Source organism: Desulfovibrio sp. UIB00, assembly GCF_022508225.1.
In the GTDB taxonomy this organism is placed as follows: Bacteria; Desulfobacterota; Desulfovibrionia; order Desulfovibrionales; family Desulfovibrionaceae; genus Desulfovibrio.
This window is the reverse complement of sequence record NZ_JAETXJ010000003.1, coordinates 202,136-219,765: the sequence shown is the minus strand read 5'-3', so window position 1 is coordinate 219,765 and position 17,630 is coordinate 202,136. Positions and strand designations below refer to the sequence as shown.

General features: G+C 55.3%; 19 protein-coding genes. 10 read left to right on the top strand and 9 right to left on the bottom strand.

The features are described 5' to 3' along the window. Positions 1-11: 11 nt before the first annotated feature. Positions 12-1,436: an NADH-quinone oxidoreductase subunit N gene (locus JMF94_RS06530; protein ID WP_240824364.1), complete on the top strand. Its 1,425-nt coding sequence runs from the start codon at positions 12-14 to the stop codon at positions 1,434-1,436. A gap of 82 nt (positions 1,437-1,518) precedes the next feature. Here the strand turns inward: JMF94_RS06530 and JMF94_RS06525 are convergent, their stop codons facing one another. Continuing rightward, positions 1,519-2,346, bottom strand: coding sequence for a nitroreductase family protein (locus JMF94_RS06525; RefSeq protein ID WP_240824363.1), 828 nt, complete (start codon positions 2,344-2,346; stop codon positions 1,519-1,521). 20 nt (positions 2,347-2,366) lie between these two features. Beyond that, positions 2,367-2,705: a ketosteroid isomerase family protein gene (locus JMF94_RS06520; protein WP_240824362.1), complete on the bottom strand. Its 339-nt coding sequence runs from the start codon at positions 2,703-2,705 to the stop codon at positions 2,367-2,369. A 90-nt stretch (positions 2,706-2,795) separates the two neighbouring features. Between JMF94_RS06520 and JMF94_RS06515 the strand changes: the two genes are divergently transcribed. Beyond that, the gene (locus JMF94_RS06515; RefSeq protein ID WP_240824361.1) at positions 2,796-3,725 is read left to right on the top strand and encodes a YafY family protein; all 930 of its coding nucleotides are present in this window, start codon (positions 2,796-2,798) and stop codon (positions 3,723-3,725) included. Positions 3,726-3,768: 43 nt separating this feature from the next. Here JMF94_RS06515 and JMF94_RS06510 read toward each other — a convergent pair whose 3' ends face one another. The 6 genes from JMF94_RS06510 to JMF94_RS06485 all read right to left on the bottom strand — a co-directional run bounded on the left by JMF94_RS06510 (position 3,769) and on the right by JMF94_RS06485 (position 9,212). Continuing rightward, entirely contained in the window at positions 3,769-5,058 is a 1,290-nt protein-coding gene (locus JMF94_RS06510; RefSeq protein ID WP_240824360.1) for a HipA domain-containing protein, read from the bottom strand. 12 nt (positions 5,059-5,070) lie between these two features. After that, a complete protein-coding gene (locus JMF94_RS06505; RefSeq protein ID WP_240824359.1) occupies positions 5,071-5,412 on the bottom strand; it encodes a helix-turn-helix transcriptional regulator in 342 nt (113 codons plus the stop codon). Between the two features lie 114 nt (positions 5,413-5,526). After that, a complete protein-coding gene (catA, locus tag JMF94_RS06500; RefSeq protein WP_240824358.1) occupies positions 5,527-6,177 on the bottom strand; it encodes a type A chloramphenicol O-acetyltransferase in 651 nt (216 codons plus the stop codon). Between the two features lie 70 nt (positions 6,178-6,247). Beyond that, entirely contained in the window at positions 6,248-8,314 is a 2,067-nt protein-coding gene (locus tag JMF94_RS06495; RefSeq protein WP_240824357.1) for a DUF2207 domain-containing protein, read from the bottom strand. Positions 8,315-8,368: 54 nt separating this feature from the next. Then, on the bottom strand, positions 8,369-8,665 hold the full coding sequence (locus JMF94_RS06490; RefSeq protein ID WP_240824356.1) for a hypothetical protein: 297 nt from the start codon (positions 8,663-8,665) through the stop codon (positions 8,369-8,371). Then, on the bottom strand, positions 8,649-9,212 hold the full coding sequence (locus JMF94_RS06485; RefSeq protein WP_240824355.1) for a LemA family protein: 564 nt from the start codon (positions 9,210-9,212) through the stop codon (positions 8,649-8,651). The genes JMF94_RS06490 and JMF94_RS06485 overlap by 17 nt, the downstream gene beginning before the upstream one ends. Before the next feature lie 397 nt (positions 9,213-9,609). Between JMF94_RS06485 and JMF94_RS06480 the strand changes: the two genes are divergently transcribed. Further along, positions 9,610-10,530, top strand: coding sequence for a hypothetical protein (locus tag JMF94_RS06480; RefSeq protein WP_240824354.1), 921 nt, complete (start codon positions 9,610-9,612; stop codon positions 10,528-10,530). A gap of 64 nt (positions 10,531-10,594) precedes the next feature. Further along, entirely contained in the window at positions 10,595-11,527 is a 933-nt protein-coding gene (locus JMF94_RS06475) for a hypothetical protein (protein WP_240824353.1), read from the top strand. A gap of 183 nt (positions 11,528-11,710) precedes the next feature. Here the strand turns inward: JMF94_RS06475 and JMF94_RS06470 are convergent, their stop codons facing one another. Further along, complete coding sequence (locus JMF94_RS06470) at positions 11,711-11,890, bottom strand: hypothetical protein (protein ID WP_240824352.1); 180 nt, start codon at positions 11,888-11,890, stop codon at positions 11,711-11,713. A 107-nt stretch (positions 11,891-11,997) separates the two neighbouring features. Between JMF94_RS06470 and fabG the strand changes: the two genes are divergently transcribed. The 6 genes from fabG to JMF94_RS06440 are packed head-to-tail and all read left to right on the top strand — an operon-like array spanning position 11,998 to position 17,629. Then, positions 11,998-12,726: a 3-oxoacyl-ACP reductase FabG gene (fabG, locus tag JMF94_RS06465; RefSeq protein WP_240824351.1), complete on the top strand. Its 729-nt coding sequence runs from the start codon at positions 11,998-12,000 to the stop codon at positions 12,724-12,726. Positions 12,727-12,732: 6 nt separating this feature from the next. Beyond that, the gene (locus tag JMF94_RS06460) at positions 12,733-13,947 is read left to right on the top strand and encodes a beta-ketoacyl-[acyl-carrier-protein] synthase family protein (RefSeq protein WP_240824350.1); all 1,215 of its coding nucleotides are present in this window, start codon (positions 12,733-12,735) and stop codon (positions 13,945-13,947) included. Continuing rightward, positions 13,947-15,404, top strand: coding sequence for an FAD-dependent oxidoreductase (locus tag JMF94_RS06455; protein WP_240824349.1), 1,458 nt, complete (start codon positions 13,947-13,949; stop codon positions 15,402-15,404). The genes JMF94_RS06460 and JMF94_RS06455 overlap by 1 nt, the downstream gene beginning before the upstream one ends. Further along, positions 15,386-16,627 (top strand): beta-ketoacyl-[acyl-carrier-protein] synthase family protein, encoded by a 1,242-nt coding sequence (locus JMF94_RS06450; protein ID WP_240824348.1) that lies wholly within the window; start codon positions 15,386-15,388, stop codon positions 16,625-16,627. The genes JMF94_RS06455 and JMF94_RS06450 overlap by 19 nt, the downstream gene beginning before the upstream one ends. Continuing rightward, positions 16,624-16,893 (top strand): phosphopantetheine-binding protein, encoded by a 270-nt coding sequence (locus JMF94_RS06445; protein ID WP_022658786.1) that lies wholly within the window; start codon positions 16,624-16,626, stop codon positions 16,891-16,893. Before JMF94_RS06450 ends, JMF94_RS06445 begins: the two co-directional genes overlap by 4 nt. Continuing rightward, positions 16,829-17,629 carry a lysophospholipid acyltransferase family protein gene (locus tag JMF94_RS06440; RefSeq protein WP_240824347.1) on the top strand — a complete coding sequence of 267 codons (801 nt, stop codon included), beginning with the start codon at positions 16,829-16,831 and terminating at the stop codon, positions 17,627-17,629. Before JMF94_RS06445 ends, JMF94_RS06440 begins: the two co-directional genes overlap by 65 nt. The last annotated feature ends 1 nt before the right edge of the window (position 17,630 follow it).

The window sequence follows — 17,630 nt, the reverse complement described above, 5'->3', positions numbered from 1 at the left end:
AAGGCCTACGCATGAACGCACATCTTTTTGCACCGGAACTGGTTCTTCTTGCGGGGTGTCTGCTGGCATTTTGCATGACTCTGACGGAAGCCCGGACGCAAACCCTGCGCCTGCTGGTTCTTTGCGTTGGGGTTGCCTTTGCCGCCACCTCTGTTCTTTGTCTTTTTGCCAAGGGAACCCTGTTTTACGGAGCCTACAGGGTAGACCTGTTTTCGCAGCTGGTAAAATGCGTGATGTCCATCGGTTTTACCCTGATGCTGCTTTTTGGGGCGGACACCAAGGGTATTTCCGTGCGCATGCGCCCGGAATATTATTTCTTTCTGCTCACAAGCCTGCTGGGCCTGACCCTGCTTTCAAGCAGTGTGGAGCTGATCACCCTGTTCATCGCCCTTGAGCTGTCCTCGTATTCGCTCTATCTGCTGGTGCCCATGCGCACACCATCGGACAGCATGCGCGCGCCCATGGAAGCGGCCATCAAGTATCTGCTCTTTGGGGTGACGGCGTCTGGCATCATGCTTTTTGGCATGAGCTGGATTTTTGGCATCGCGGGCAGCACCTACCTCGACCAGATATTGCCAGCCATGAGGACAGCCGGTTCACACGCCGCCCCTCTGGTGGGGCTGCTGATGCTCTTTTGCGGCATGTTTTTCAAGCTGGCGGTGTTTCCCTTCCACTTCTGGGCGCCGGACGTGTACCAGGGCGCATCCAACGACACCACGGCCTTTATCGCCTCCATACCCAAGATTGTGGCCGTGGCCGTGCTGGCGCGGTTCTGCGCCATGGCATATCCCGGCGAGGGGCACGTGGCGCTGCTGCTGACCGGGCTTTCCATCGCGTCCATGTGCTACGGCAACCTCACGGCGCTGGTGCAGACTGACGTCAAGCGCATGCTTGGCTTTTCGGGCATAGCGCATGCCGGGTACATCCTCATGGGTATGGCGACCCTGCAAGGCTGGGGCATTGCCACGGCGCTCTATTATGCCACCGGCTATCTGTTTATGATGCTGGCGGCATTTCTGGTGCTGTGCGTGGTTTCGCCCGATGGGCGGAATCTGAGCATCAAGGATCTGAACGGCCTTTCGCGGCGCTCGCCCATGTTGGCCTTTGTGCTCGGCGTGAGCATGTTTGCACTGGCGGGCATTCCGCCCTTTGTGGGCTTTATGGGCAAGTTCATGTTGCTGACGGGCGCGTGGCGGGCTGGGCATACGGCCCTGGTTATCATTGCCGCCATCAACACAGCCATTGGCATCTACTATTATTTGCAGGTGGTGCGCGCCGTGTATACCGAAGCCGCGCAGCATGATGCGGAACCCATTGTGCCGTATGTTGGCGCGCGTATGGCGGGCATATGCCTTGTGGGGCTTGTTCTGGCCCTTGGCATCGCGCCTGAAAGCATGCTCCAGCTGGCCAAGGAAGCGGTGCAAGCCGCATGGTAGGCTGACAGACAAGCACGTAACAGTGCAGAAAAGCAAAGTCAGTGCTGACCACAAAGGTTGCACTGACTTTCTTTTTGCTGCCCTACAAGGAAATGTGCCTGATTTTCGCGGCATTGTCGCGTTGCACCGTGCGGTGGTAGCGAACAGCCGGATACCCAAAAAGCATTGCATAAAAAGGTGTTTCAGGATTCAGACCGAGAATGGGACGCAATTCTGGAGCTGCATCAACTGCAAATTTCAGGAATCCGCACCATGTTGTACCCAATCCGCTGCATTGGGCGAGCAATTCAAAATATGCCAGAGCCAGAGAAATATCTTGCAGAGGTGTACTTGCGGTCTCTGCCGCAGAGACAACAAGCAAGTGCGGCGCACCCCTAAATATTTCATCTACTCCCTGTTGCCGATATGCTGCCACAGCCGCTGATAAAAAATCTGGCATCAACTCATTGCATTCTATTTTGTTCTCAATTGATTCAATCACCCTGATGCGTAGTTTTTGCATTACGTTGTGATCATCCACCACAGCAAAACTCAAGGTGCGATCATTACAGCCTGTTGGTGTATTTGCCAGCGTGGCGAGAAGATCATCAATCATTCCGGTTGGCACATTTTCTGTACTGTACTGGCGAACACTGCGCCGTCCCCGCAACAACGTGTGCATCTGGCTGGCAGATGGTATTATTTCTGCGCTCAGTTCTATGCTGTTCTCTGCCTTGAGGCCGAAAATACTTACTGCCCCTGTCGGGCATACGGCCAGGCAATGCTGACATTCAAGGCAGTTTGCTTCCAGTATGGGCGAAATCCACGGCAAACCGTCGGAGATGGAAATTATATGGCGAGGACAGTCAGTTATGCATGCATTGCACTGGACGCACTTTTGTGGATCAACTGTAAAATGTATCTGCTTCATGATTATGCCCTTTGCTGCAGCTATGCTGGCAGGATGTTGATACTTTGTATCAATCCGTGTTTGACAATGAATTCATAAGAAAATTTTTGCGGGCTCCCTGGAAAATTGCCTTTTGTCAACGTTATGACTTTTGTGCTCTCAGCGGTAGAAATTGCATCAATAACAGTTGTGCAAAGATCAAATTTTTCTTTTGAATCTGCAACAAAAGCCTTGATGGCATTTATTCCGCGGATGTCATTGTTATCGGCCGGGTCAAGCAGCACAGCCTTGCTGGCAAGGCAACTATCCAGTTTTTCAGTTTCGACAGTGTTCATTGTTTCCATAAATATTTTCACAGCTTCTGGCATATTTACGTTCATGACAACCTCCATAATTTCGTTGCAATTTATATCTAGCAGAGTAAATATGACAACGTTATGTCATGTTTTGCGCGCCTGATGGAGGCCAGAGTGAAAATTGACCGCCTTTTGTCCATTGTGATGATTTTGCTGGAAAAGAAAAAAGTAAGCGCCTCAGAACTTGCCCAGACGTTTGAAGTATCTGTGCGAACCATTTATCGCGATGTTGATGTAATAAATCAGGCGGGTTTGCCCGTAGTCACGTACCCCGGTGCAAAGGGGGGCATCGGCATTCTTGAAAGCTACAAGGCGGAAAAGCGTTTCTTCACGTCGCAGGATGTGACCATGATCCTGATGGGGCTGGGCAGTATTCGCACGTCTTATTCAAGCGCCGAGGTGGCAGGAGCAATTGCAAAAATCAAAGGGCTTGTTCCTGAGACAGAGCGCAAGGCAATTGAATTGCAGGCAGGGCAGGTATCAATTGATTTGACTCCTTGGGGCAACAATCATGCCGGTATGGCAGCGCTCGTGAAAATTCAGCAGGCCCTGAAAGATAACAGGCTATTGGTGTTTGAGTATAATGACCGTAAAGGGCAGCGGAGCGCCCGCCGTGTAGAACCATACAAACTGATTCTTAAACGAAGGAGCTGGTATCTTGGGGGATATTGCCTGATGCGTGATGGCATGCGCCTTTTTAAAGTTTCACGCATGGTTGAAACGAAACTGTGCAAGGAATCGTTCTCTCCCCGCACAGTTACTACAGAAGATTTTATTGTTTGTAATTTTGACGATGCAGAATGCATGGATGGAATAATACGTATATCTGCAAGGGCCAGAGAGACAATTGTGGAACTGTTTGGCGATGATGCGCTTGAGCAGGAGAGTGAAAATACCTGGCTGGCCTGTATTCCATTAACTGACAATGATCAGGGGCACAGTTTTGTTGCCAGCCTTGGCTGCGATGCAGAAGTGCTCGCCCCTGAATGCATCAGGGAAAGCATGAAAGAATATTTCAGAAAAGCCATGAGCGTCTATTGTTAATGTAAGCCTTTACCAGCCCGCTCATTTTTATTTCAATGCTGTGTTATGGCGTTGCTGTATCCGGCAGCAGGGCGAGGGCGTAGCAGTTGCGCACTTCTGCAAGGTTGCGCTGCGGCACCCCCGCGCTCAGGTGCAGGGTTTCCCAGTTCTGCCTGATCGTGCCCCTTACTTCTTCAACAATCATCTGCGCTTCCCCAGGAGCAAGGCCAAAGTGCCGGGCCGCAGCCAGCACATTGCCTTCGGTTGCGCGCCTGCCATCCGGCCCCACGCTCAGGTGTAAGGCCCGTGGGGCATCGTCCATGACGGGCTGCGGCACAACATCATACACCGGGGAGAGTCGCCAGCCTGGCTGGTCGTCCTGTCCATCTGGATACAAAAAACCGTGGTTTCGTAGGTGATCGTCGGAATTATTGCAGAATACGTTGAAAACCATGCGCCGATACAGCTCGCGGATATCGTTGCGCGTGGCCTCGGCGCTGTAAAAATCCCGCCGCATAGCTGTTACAATGTCGGTATACGCGGCGCGAGCCTCCGGCCCGGCTGCGCCTATGAGCGTCATGGCTGAAACAAAGGGCAGGCGGTGCAGGGCGCCGTTTTGAATTTGGCGGTCAAAACGCTCAACCAGAAGGATATCGCGGTTGTCCAGAACCGTAATCCGATTCGTTTCCGGCACGTTGATACCGCACTTTTCCGCAAGGAGCATGTTTGCATGCTCTATGCGGCAGGTGGGCCAGGCTTCGCGCTCCTTGCTGAATTTTGCAATCCAGAATTTGCCATCCTGCTCAAGCGAGGCCTTGGGTCTTGCGCCGCCAATGGAGGAGCCGCGCACAAAAAAGCGTCGGTACTGTGGATTGAGTTCGTCTGCCTGTTCCACCGTATCCGTGGCAAGGAGCATGCCCTGAAGGTCGAGCTCCGCGCCGGGGAGGTTCCGCGCCCAGGGCGGCGTATCCGTAAAGGGGGCGGCATCGGGCGCACTGCTGAAACCAAGCGCGCCGATTCTGTCTGGCCCGGCATAGAGCATGTAGTCAAATTCGCCAAGGTGGGAGCCGGAGGATTCGGCGGCGATATCAAGAACGTGACGGCCCCAGTCGTCAGGGCAGGCATCGCGCAGACCGTTAAATAGCGCGCCGCCCAGCGGCCCCTCGTAGGTGTGTTCCCGCTGCAGGGGCAAGGCGACAGGGTCAACAGCCACCGCGTCAGGCCGCTCCAGATAACGGTTGGAATACTCAAAGAAGCACTGGCTAAAACGACCATCCTGAACATAGCGCAGGCGTCCGGCAACAACAAAGCTGCCCCCAAGGTGCATATGCACATACGCCACGCGGGTTATCATGACCAGTCTCCCTTAAAAATCGTAGGAAATTTTGTTCTTGTCGTCCGTGTTGCTTTCAAGCCGCCTGCGTTCGTGGGCAAGGCCGATCATGTCCGTTTCCATGGCGGCCACGTTGTCCAGGTCGTTTTCAAGCCCGAGGGTGAGCAGGGCCGTCGCGAGCGCCCCTAGGCTCGTGCCTGGCGTGCCGCTTTCGAGCCTTCTGAGCGAGCCAACCGAAATCATCATGAGTCTGGCCATTTCGTTCAGGGTCAGACCCCGCCGTTTTCGCGCCAGTTTTATTCTGCGCCCCAGGTCTTCAATTTTTGCCAGAACTCTGGGGGGCAGCGCATCTATGGAAGCCGATGATTTGCTCATAAATGATATTTTTTTGCCATTTTTTGTCAATATATAGACAAATAAGAACTGGTCAAGTGGAAATGCCCTCAACTTCGCCGCTATGCTCGGGGACGGTGGGGCCAGTCAGTCTGGTCACAGCCAATCGCTGAAGTTCTGGGCCAGGCCTTGAACGGCATCTATGAATTTTCCCGCATGATAGCCGTCGCACACTGCGTGATGCACTTGAATGGAAAGCGGCATGTGTGTCTTTCCGTTTTGTTCCAGATAACGTCCAATAGTAAAAATGGGAGGGAGGTATGTCCCCTCGCCGTAAACATTCAGATTGAAGCCGGTGAAGCTCTGCCAGGGAAAGGATGAAATTGTGAACAAGTTTTCAGGCATGTTGTTTTGAGGAAAAAGCGTATCAGCGTTGCCATATTTTTCCATGTCGTGAATGCATTTGTCATAAAATTTGCTGAAATCACTATCAAATGGCGTGAATATGCTGCTGAAAGTTTCAGTGTTTTTGTTTAAAATCGTGTAACTCGGGCTTGTTGATTCCCAGTAGCCAAGTTCGCCATGAGTATTTATAGCCATCCTGAATTCTTGAAAATTATTAACTGCGCGCGAAAGTATGTATACTTGTGCAGGGTATGCCTTAATTCCACGAAGTTTCAATTCTTTTACAAGTGAATCAATTTCTATATTTACTGTGATGCTGTAAGTACAGCGAACAGTATGAACGTAATGCTGATAATAAGATTTTCTTTTCCAGGTGTCCAAATCGATTACATTAAATGACATGAAAAAACAGTCCTTTTGCTATTGCTTGCTCGTCACGAAAGTACGCAAGCCCTGAGTAGTTTTTTGCCGTTCACAGGCCGCCGCCTCCACCCCCGCCAGAGCCGCTGCCTGCGCCGCCCCCGCCGGAGCTGAAACCGCTGGCGGATGAGGATTCGGCAGACGCGGAGGAGGCGCTCACGGAGCTGCAAAAACCATTGGAAAAGTCGCTCCAGCCGTCATGCCCGTGCACAAGGGCGACATCAACGCCGGAGTCTTCAAGCGCTGCTGCCTGAAGCTGTTCGGCAAACCTGTTGCACCACGTTTTTTCCAGCCCCAACACCAGCGCATAGGGCAGCAGACGGCGGAAAACCTCGGGCGTGTCTTCGGGCTTTTCGTCCTGGGCGCCTACCTGCTCCATGCGTGGCAGCTCTGCGGTTCGCATGTACATGGCAAGGCCTTCAATTTCGTCCAATACCTGGCGCGCTGCGGGGCTGGGAGCCTTGATGACGGCTGTGAAGACAATGGACGTGATAATCATGAGCAGAAGAAGCAGCCACCCAAGATCGTAAAAATAAAACTGAAGACCAACCGCAGTTACCCCGGCCAGTGGCAAAGCCATAAGGCCCAGAGTTACCAGCAGGGATTTTGCCTGCTGCCGCATCAGCAGCAGGGGGAGCGCCAGCGCTGCGCAAAAGGCCAGGCAAACCGCGAGCAACAGCAGAATCAGCGACAGTTGCGAGTTCTCCGGGGCAAGCAATGCAGGATCAACTTCCCAAAAGCTCGCCGCAAAGGCCAGCGGCAGCAACAAAAACCAGCCAAGCACCGCAACCCAGGTGTTCAGCCGCCATGCTCCCTTAAAGTTTTGCTTCAGGTTTGCCCTGGCTGCGTTGAAAATACTGCGGATATCTTCATTCTTGGGGTGCAGCAAGACTTTTTCACCCTTACCCGTACTGCGCGCAAGCTCGCGGTACACGGTCTGTTCTTCTGCGGTAAGCCCCTCTGTGCGCCCGTTTGATGCTGCTATCAGTTCCAGCGCGTAGGTTTTGGCGTCTGCCTTACTGATGCGGCACAAGCCCTTGAATGCCAGAGTCAGAAATGTGGCGGCAAGCCCCCGGCCAGAGATGCGGGCCGACTTGTAGAAGAACTCCACCGCCAGCGGCGAAAGCGCTTGCGGCGTAGTCTCAGCAGCAGATTTTTTGCCCCATTGAGCGACCTTGGGCGGGTAATAGCGGGGGAAGATGGCACCCTTGGGCGGGTCAATACCGAGGCGCTGCCAAAGCAGAAAATAATAAAGAAACACAGCGCAAAAAGCCAGGCACTGCGCAGGCAGCAGGGGATTATCGTACAGTACTTCAAAGAGCAGCCCCCGCTCCCTGATGGCGCGCTCCTCTTCTTGTCGGGTTAGCTCCAAGGCCTCTTCTTCCCGTTGCTGCTGTAGTGCAAGCGGAAGTACCGGGTCGGCAACGCTCTGCCTGTCAAAGGCTACAGCCACCGTAAACTGGGTGTCCGGCTCAAGGGACCTGTCAAGGATAAAGGTCGCTTCGTTGGCTTGCGGTCTGCCAATAGTGATATGGTCGGAATCTCTGGAGCCAGCCAGCCCGGCCCACGCGGCGGTTTGCTGCACGGTTACGCCCTTGGGCAGAATGACACGGCACGAAGCGCTGAGGATGGGGAAGCCCCATACGCCAGTGGCGTTCCAGTTGAGTTCCCCGTTGGATTCGTAAAAGCGCAGGTGCAGGGATGTGTCGTATTCAAGCACAAAGCGGTGCTGCCCCGTGGAGAGCGGCTCCTTGCCGCGCATGAGCACCCGAATGTAATCGCCCCTGATTTCGGTTTCGGTCGGGTTGAGGGGCACGCCGTCAATGCTTGCGGATGTAACGGTGAAAGGCACCGTACCGCTGTAGTTTGCCGGGCCGGAATAGAGCAGGGGGAGTTCGCGATATATGCCTTTTTTAATCTGATTGCCTTCCGCATGCACAACAATTGCTTCGCGAACATGCATGCTGCCATCTTGATGGATTGTGACGGTGGAGGCGAAACTCTCTATGCGTTCCTGTGCGGATGCAGCAAAGCACATGGCCTGGATGCAGAGCAGCAGGGCGCATACGCTCAGTGCAATGCGGCGTGTAAAACAACTGCTGGCATAGGGCGTGTGCATGGCTTCATCCTTGCGCAGGCTGTTTGAGGGGGGATGCCGTGACGCTGGCCGTGGTTAAAAAAGCAGGTCGGGCAGGCTCAAGGCCGCCAGCCCCACAGAGCCGAGCAAGCCCATGAACGCAAGGGCCATACGCGCGAAATTGCCGAGCATATAGCACCGCCGCGCATACCACAGCCAGATCAGCCCTGCGCCAAGATTGCAGCCAAGCAAGGCATCTGACCGCCGCGCCATTATCAGTACGCCGGAGCACCAAAGCTGCAAGGCCGCCATCAGTGCGGCAACTATGAAGTACAGGGCCTGCCGCCACAAGCGGATGCCCAGCCCGTCTTGCCTGTTATTGTGCACCAACATCAGGAACCGCCCGCTCTGCTGGTGAATCAAGTTCAAAATACGCCACAGGGGCAAAGTGGAAAAATCCGGCAACCAGATTGCCCGGGAACTGGCGGACGCGGTCGTTCTGTTCCCTTGCTGCGCCGTTGTAGTAGCGACGGGCCATCTGGATTTCGTCCTCCAGCGTTGCAAGGCTTTGCTGCAACTGGCGATAGTTTTCGCTGGCCTTAAGCTCCGGATATGCCTCCGCAATGGCAAAGAGTTTGCCAAGCGCGCCGGAAAGCAGATTCTCCGCCTTGGCCTGGGCCGCAACATCACCCTGTACGGAGAGGCTGCGGGCACGCGCCGCGCTCACTTCTTCAAACAGGCTCTTTTCGTGGCTGGCGTATTGCCTGACGGTGCTGACCAGATTGGGCACCAGATCGTGCCGCCGCTTGAGCTGCACATCAATGCTGCTCCATGCTTCGTCCACCATGTTTTTGCCGCGCACCAGGGCATTGTAAAGGGCTACAATGACCGCAAACACAACCACAGCGGCCCCTGTGGCGATCAAGATGCCGGTGCTCATACGAACTCCTTGGATTTGTTGGGGGCATGCGCAGGATTATGAAGCAGCGTGTTGCGCGCGGCCTCGGTTTGCGTGGCAAAAGGCCAGTCAATGTTGTCGTAAAAATTGGCATATGTGCGCTATTCGGTCAATGCTTCTGTGCTGTCAGCCCCGCAGGTTTGCGCATTCTGGTGAATTTGGGCCGCCTTGCCAGCTTCAGGCCAAAACATCCAAAGACATTTATGCATAGGTACGTTACGAAGGTAAGGAAGTGGAGAGGGAAGATCAGGCCGAAATCATCAATAAAATTCCGGGGGATTGCGACATGGGCTTTTTGAGTGTTTCCAACGTGTGCGCGCATAATGGCTCTGCTTGTGTCAGCTGGGGAATGCCCCGGAGTGCGATTTCTTTTTCATGGGTGCAGACTGCCGCGAAGCCTGCGCTTGCGCTGCTATGCCTGCTGCTTTGCCCCGGCCTCTCAGCTATTGCGGCTCCCCGTTCTGTGGGCGACTGGGTGGTCGAGGTACCCGCAGGCTGGAAAACACAAGAGGAGGGGAATCAGGTATTGCTCAGCTCTCCAAAAGAAGACTGCTATGTGACGATGCTTGAGAAGGATTGCTTTAACGGCGATCTGGATCTGCTTGCAAAAGCTTCCGCCAGCACAACCGGCGGCAACGACTTGCGCACTCTGGGTGAAGGCAAGGGAGTTGTTTTTGCGGACAAGATTGCGCGGTACTGGGTTGGCCTTGCAGACGACAAATATATGGAAGTCTCTGTTGGGCATGCCTGCCGAGGCGCGGGGCCCATTGTAAAAAGCCTGAAAATTTCCCCAAAGGCCAAGACTGCAGCGCCTCTGAGCAAACTGCTGGCAGTAGCGCAAGGCCCTGAAAATACCAGGTGGCTTGTGACTGGCGATCGTCCGGACGATGCAAAGCCCGTTGAACCCGCAGACCCTATTGGCGACAGGCCTGATTTTGCGGCCTTGGCTGACCCTGCTGCCCCCGCCCCTGCACCGCAGGAAAAAACCATCCCCCAAGGCTGGCGTACAACGCACACCGGCCAGTGGACAATCTACGACAAGCCGGACGAAAAAGTGTGGTACGCAGTTGGCCTGTATCCGCTCAAAAAGGTGGAAAACGGGCAGTGGGGCACGGATCTCATTGATCTTGCCCGCAAGCTGAAGGGCATCAATATCACCACCGGCGAAGGCACCGTTGATTTTACTACCCGCGAAGGCGGCATCGGCACCGTACTGACCAATGACGTCAACACGGTTGTTGAACTGTATTACCCCGAAGACGATGCCAACCTGGCGGAACTGCGCGAAGCGCTGCATTGATAAGCAGGCTTCTGAGCGTGTGCGGCAGGCATCAGCTCTTAAATTGCATCACAAGGAGTCTCGCATGTACTTGCTGAAACAATGGGTTGCCAGCGTGGCGGCCCTGCTGGTTTTTCTGCCGTCAACGGGGCTTGCGGCGGGGATTGTGCTGAAAAACAGCATGGGTTCTGACATCAAGGCCGTTTTTTGCGTGGGCAACAATGGAGATAAAAAGCCTGTTGTTGACGGATTGGCAAAAAAATCTTCCAAAACGGTAGGCCCGGCAAAATTTCCTGAGCACGACTGCACGCGCATTGGCGTGATCATGCAAAACGGTACGGGCTGGCAGTATTATCACGAGCCGGAACCGGGCTCAGCCAAGGAAATCGAGTTTGGAATGGATGCCGCAGGCCGTAATGAAAAGCGCAAGTATCCCTCCATGCTCATTACCATGCCCGATGGCGAGGCCTATGTGGCTCCGGCGGGTGTGCCCATGTTCATGCTGGTGCAGCTGATGCGCAAGGGAATGGACGTGGCCCGCTGGAAGGAATTCGCTCTGCCGGGCTATGATGGGCTTAAAGAACCCGGCGCTTATGCCATATGCTTTGCCGACCAATCGTGGAACCTCGCGGGCAAAGGCCTGCAGTTTGACGGCAAGGGCGGCGAACTGGAAACGGTTGCCCTGTCTGCGCCCTTTGCCAATACAACCATTGGGGCCATGTTTGAAGAACTGAAAAAGAACGGTTGGCTGCCGCTGGTTCTGGAAGCCGGAGGCCAGACAAGCGTATTTGGCGCGCAGGGCGCGGCCCTCGCCCCCAAGGGGAAAGCCGTGGACTGCCCCCAAACCAGTGACGGCATGTGGGAGGCCTTTGAAACCATGTTTGTGAGCGGTACGGAAAATACGGATAAGCCCGTGCGTGTTGTGCTTGGCAGTGAAGGGCTGCGGTTTGCCATGAACCTTGATCTGGATGCCGCATTGGCGGAGATAAGCCTTACAAGAGCGCCAGCGGGGAAGTAGGGGGGATTGAAGTCCTGCTTGAAGGAATGGATAAAAGCGTGGCTTATATGTTTGATAAGGACGTTATAAGCCACGCTAAGTTTTTTCTGGGCGTTATCGATGTTGCCAGACAAGCATTGAACCATGCTTGTTGATTTATTTTCTTCAAAAAGCAGCGCGACACCGCAAAATCAACATAGCAAACTAGTCTGCTTTCTTTTGTTCATCCTTGTAGCCGTCACTATAGCCCTGCTGAACAGCATCAACCTTTCTTTCAATTTTTGCAGAGGCTTTGCCAGCAGTTCTGCCAACCCAACTGCATCCGCTGGAAAAGAAAAAAAGCGCAATCATGGCTGTTGCAAGAATCCGCATGATAAATTCCATCCTAAATTGAGAGTTGTCCTAAAAGAGTCTCTTGTATATTGTGCGGCTGTCCAATCTGGTGCCTTTTTAATAAATAAAGGCCTGCAAACATGCAAGCAGGGGAGTAAATGCAAAATTCGCCCATAGCCCTGGTAACAGGCGCAAGCAAGGGAATTGGCAAGGCCATTGCCCTTGGCTTGGCCGCCGATGGTTTTGATATCTGGCTGAATTACCGCAACGACCACGATGCCGCAGAAGCCGTGCGCGATGAAATTGAGGCTCTGGAGCGCAAGTGCGTTTTAGTGCCCTTTGATGTGGCGGACAAAGATGCGGTGGAAGCCGCCCTTGATCCACTGCTCGCAACGGAAACCCCCTATGCCCTGATAAACAACGCGGGCTTTGCGCGCGATACCGTTTTTGGCCTTATGTCCGAAGAACAGTGGGATTCCGTCATCGGTGTGCACCTCAACGGTTTTTTCCATGTATCGCGCAAGGTTGTACCGCATATGCAGCGGGCGCGCACGGGGCGTTTGGTCAATGTTGTTTCCACCTCGGGGCAGGCTGGTATGGCGGGGCAGGTGAACTACTCCGCAGCCAAGGCTGGTCTTATCGGCGCAACGCGCGCCCTTGCCCGCGAGCTTGGGCGGCGCAACGTGCTCGTTAATGCCGTGGCCCCTGGCTTTATCAGCACAGAGATGACGGCCGGGCTGCCCGTGGATGAATATATGAAAAGCGTGCCCCTTGGCAGACCGGGTTTGCCGGAAGAAGTGGCGGGATGCGTGCGATTTTTATGTTCCAACCTCTCTTCCTACGTTACTGGGCAGGTGCTGTCTGTTAACGGCGGACTGTACATGTGAGGCCCGATGCGGCGAGTTGTCATAACTGGCGTGGGGCTTGTATCTGTTCTGGGCATTAGCCGCGAGCAGATCGCCAGCGCCCTGTATAATGGAATTTCCGGCATAGTTGCCGACCCGCAACGGCTGGAGTATGGGTTTCGCAGCCCACTTACCGGGCGCATAGACGGTTTTGATTGCGCGCGCCATCTTAACAGAAAGCAGCGCAAAAGCATGTCGGATTTTGCCATTCAGGCGCATGCGGCAACCCTGGATGCCCTGGAGCAGGCCGGGCTTGCACCCGAAGACCTGCGCTCGGACAGGTGCGGCCTTGTTTTTGGCAATGATTCCACAGTGCAGTCTGTAGTTGACCAGCAGGCTGCGCTTCAGGAGGCTGGCTGCACTTCCGGCATGGGCAGCGGCCATGTTTTCCGCTGCATGAATTCCACCATCACCATGAATCTCAATGTACTGCTTGGCAATACCGGCCCAAGCTGGACGGTAAGCGCCGCCTGCGCCAGCGGAGCATATGCCATCGGCCAGGCAACAGACCAGATCCGCCTTGGGCGGCTTGACCGCGTGGTCTGCGGCGCTGCGCAAGAGATGAACTGGCCGTCTGTCTGCTCCTTTGACGGCCTGGGGGCTTTTTCTGTGCGCATCCCTGCGGAGTCGGCCTCCCGCCCCTTTGACAAGGGCAGGGACGGGCTGGTGCCAAGCGGCGGCGCTGCGGCCCTGCTGCTGGAAGATTACGATACGGCCCGCAAGCGCAATGCCTGCATTCTGGCAGAAGTGCTTGGCTTTGGTTGCAGCGCGGATGGAGAGACCCTTTCCGTTCCCAGCCGCACAGGGCTTGCGCGCGCCATGCGTATGGCTCTGGCGGAAAGCGGGCTGAGTGCTGCCGATGTGGATATTGTCAACGCGCATGCCACATCCACCCCTCAGGGCGATGCGGCGGAGGCAGCCAATCTGCGTGCCGTTTTCGGCGCTGACTGCCCCGATGTCATGGCGCTGAAAAGCCTCACCGGGCATGAACTGTGGATGTCTGGCGCATCGCAGGTGGCCTATGCCGTCATTATGGCGCAGGCGGGCTTTACGGCTGCTACCATAAATTATGAAGGGCCGGACGACGATACCGCTGGCATCCCTGTACTTGTCCGCAGGCTGGAGCAACCCCCGCGAGTCGTGCTGAATAATGCCGCGGGCTTTGGCGGCAGCAATGCCAGTATCGCTTTGAGGCTCGGCTGATGCGCTGTGTGGTCGTGGGCAGCGGCATTACCGGCCTGACTGCCGCCTTGCTGCTGGCGCGGCAGGGCCACGACGTTGCCGTAGTGGAAGCGGGCGCGCGCATTGCCCCATTGCTGCGTGGTTTCTGGCGTGATGGCCTGTATTTTGATACTGGCTTTCACTGTGGCGGTGGCCTGCATGCCGGGGGTGTTTTGCGCCGCTGGCTGCGGGCACTGGGTGTAGAAAAGCATTTGCGGCAGATCACGACCAGCCGCACGGAGGTCTTCCACTTTGCCGATGGCAAGGCCTTTCAGCTCCCGGCAGGGCAAGCGGCGGTAACAGAAGCAGTTGAACGGCAATTCCCCGGCGCAGGGCCAGCCATGGAGGCTTTTCTGCACCGCATGGATGCGGAGCTGGAGCACTCCCCCTACCTGAATCCTGCTGTGCGGTCAGAACCGTCTTTTGCGCTTCACAGCGCGGGCAGCGTGTCCGATTACGCTCAATCTGCGGGCTTTCCTCCCCACTTGCGGGCCATGCTCGGCACCCGGTGCCTTTTGTACGGCGTGCGGCCCGAAGAATCCTCGCTTGAAGAATATTCCCTTGTGGCAGGGCCGTATTTTCAGTCCAGCGGTTCGTGGCATGGCGGCGGGCTGGCTCTGGTTGAGGCGCTTCTTGCGAGCCTTGGCGAGCTTGGGGTCACTGTGCGTTGCAACGCTGCTGTTGTGGGCATTGAGGCCGACAAGAGCGAGGGCGTGCGCGGCGTGGTGTTAGGTGACGGTTCCCGCCTTGCCTGCGAGCGTTGTTTCTTTACCGGGCATCCTTCGCAGCTTGAGGGGCTGATCCCCAAGGGCCTCATGCGTCCGGCCTACCTGCACCGCATAAATGAGCTGCCGGAAACACGTTCCGCCATGCTGCTGTTTGCAGAAACACGCGACTGCCTGAATGAAAACGAAAGCATTTATCTGCTGCCGGAACCATCTGCGGAAGAACTGTTTCAGGGTGTGGAAAGCGCACACCCCAGCGTATACCTTTTTTGCGACAGGCCGCAGCCGGATGGCAGAAAGGCTGTAATGGCCGTGGCGCTCATGGATGACAAGGATTTGCCCAACGGCGACCCGCATCCGCGCCCCCAAAGCTATGCGGCGTGGAAACGTGAGGCCACTGCCCGATTGCAGGCCTACATTGAACAGCGTCTGCCGGAACTGGCAGGGCGCTGGCGCATCCTGGATGCAGCAAGCCCGCTGACCATGCGGCATTGGGTCTACGGCGCAACGGGCAGCCTTTATGGCGTGCAGCACTACCTTGGCGCCATGCCCATGCTGCCTGTCACACGCCTGCCGGGGCTGTTTCTGGCCGGGCAGAACATCCTGCTGCCCGGTGTGCTGGGCGGCATGGTCAGCGCTGCCCTGGCTGTGGGCTTTTCCTTCGGTCACGATAACGTTCTCAAGGAGTTCAGGGAATGCGCGGAAAGCGAGTAGTCGTAACCGGCATGGGCGCGGTTTCGCCATTCGGTGAGGGCGTGGCAGCCATGTACGAAGGTGTGCGTGATAACCGTTGCGCGTTGTCCCCATTGCCAGCCTATAAACTTGAAGGTCTGTCATGCCGGGTAGCCGGGCTGGTGCCTCCATTGCAGGAAAAGCGCATTCCCAGGGAATTGCGGCGTTCTATGTCGCCCATGTCCATTTTTGCCTGCCTCGCTGCCTGGGAGGCTTTGGCCAATGCCGGCTTGGGCAAGCGGCCCGAGCAGCGCATGGGCGTGGCGGTTGGCTCAACTGTGGGCAGCCCCACCATGCTGCATGAATTTTTTGAAATGTTTCTGCGCGAGCACAGCGTGGAGAGCATGCGCAGTACAGTATTTTTCAAGGTCATGAGCCACACGGTCGCCGCCAATGTGGCTCTGGCCTGCGGCTGCGCCGGCCGCACGCTTGCGCCTGCCGCCGCCTGCGCCTCTGGCCTCATGAGCCTGTGTCTGGGGTTTGAGGCTATCGCCGCAGGGCGGGAAGAAATGATGCTCTGCGGCGGCGCGGATGAATTCCACCTTTTGACCTCCGCCACCTTTGACCGCCTTGGCGCGGCATCCCACACAGAAGACCCGGATTGCGCCTCGCGCCCCTTTGATGCGGAGCGCACAGGCATTGTTTGCGGCGAAGGTGCGGGCATCCTGCTGCTGGAGAGTCTGGAAAGTGCTCAGGCCCGCAATGCGCCTGTACTGGCGGAAATACGCGGCGCAGCCATATCTTCATCACCCGGCAGCATCGCTCAGCCCGACGCGGCAGCCATTGCCGATTGCATGCGCAGAACGTTGGAAGATGCAGGCGTGCAACCGCAGGATGTTGCCTATGTTAACGCCCACGCCACCGCTACAGAATTCGGTGATATTGCGGAAGGACAGGCCATTGAAGACGTTTTTGGCTCAACAACACCTGTCAGCAGTTTCAAGGGGCACCTGGGGCACACCATGGCGGCCAGCGGCGCGCTGGAAAGTATTTTGTGTATAGATATGTTGCAGTCTTCCACCTATTTTCCAACGCGCGGCTTGCGTAATCCTGATGCCAGATGTGGGAATCTGAACCATATGTACGAGCATCTACATAAACCAAGCGGTTTGGTATTAAAAAACAGTTTTGCGCTTGGCGGTTGCAATTGCACTATCATATTTGATAGCTTGCGTGAAAATTCAATGAATGTTGGGAAAGAATGAACGATAATAAAATTAGAGAGACGATTGACGCGGCCTTGAGTGAAGAATTTGAATTGTCCCCGGATCAGCTTGTTCCTACAGCGCATATCAAGGAAGACCTCGGGCTTGATAGCCTTGATATCGTGGATATGGTCATCGTGCTGGAAAAGGCCTTCAACTTCAAATTGCAAAACAAAGAGTCCCTGGTAAAAATTCAGACACTTGGGGACATTTATGCATTCATCGAGGCCTTGCGCGATGAAGGAACCGTCAAGGCGGAACAGTAATATTGTGTCAAACATTGCCATAAGTGCAATTTTTGTTTGCTGGACAATTATTATTTTGCCTTTAACACTGTGCATTGCCGCGTTACACAAGGTTTTTCCCGGTGTCATGTGCGCGGTCAATCGGCGGTACATCTGGCTTTATGGCCGCTCTACGCTGTTTTTTTTGCGGCCCTGGCTGCCGGTGCGTATTCGCAACGCACATATGGCAGTGGAGTATCCTGGGTCGGTTGTTGTGTGCAACCATCAGTCTTTTTTGGATATTTACCTGCTCGCGGCGCAGGATCAGGCCAATGTGTGCCTGATAACCAAAAGCTGGCCCTTTCGCTTGCTTTTTTTCTTTGCGCCAACCATGCGCAGCGCGGAATACATTGATGCGGAGAGTCTGCCCGCAGAACAGGTCGAGGCTTTGTGCCTTGAACGTCTGCGTGATGGGGTTACTCTGGCGATTTTTCCCGAGGGCAGCCGTACCCGCACTGGTGCTCTGGGCAAGTTCAGGGCCGGCGCTTTCCACGTTGCTGTAAAGGCTGGTCGCCCTGTGCTCCCCTTGTTGATCCACAACAGCTTCCAGGTGTTTCCTCCTGGCGCCAAGGGCTTTCATCCTGCTACCATCCATATGGAGTTTCTTGATCCTGTATGGCCGCAAGCCTTTGCCGGAGAACTTTTACCGCATCGCGCCATGATGCGGCATGTCAGAAATCTTTATGTAAAACATCTAACATGTGCGACAGGAGAGTAAC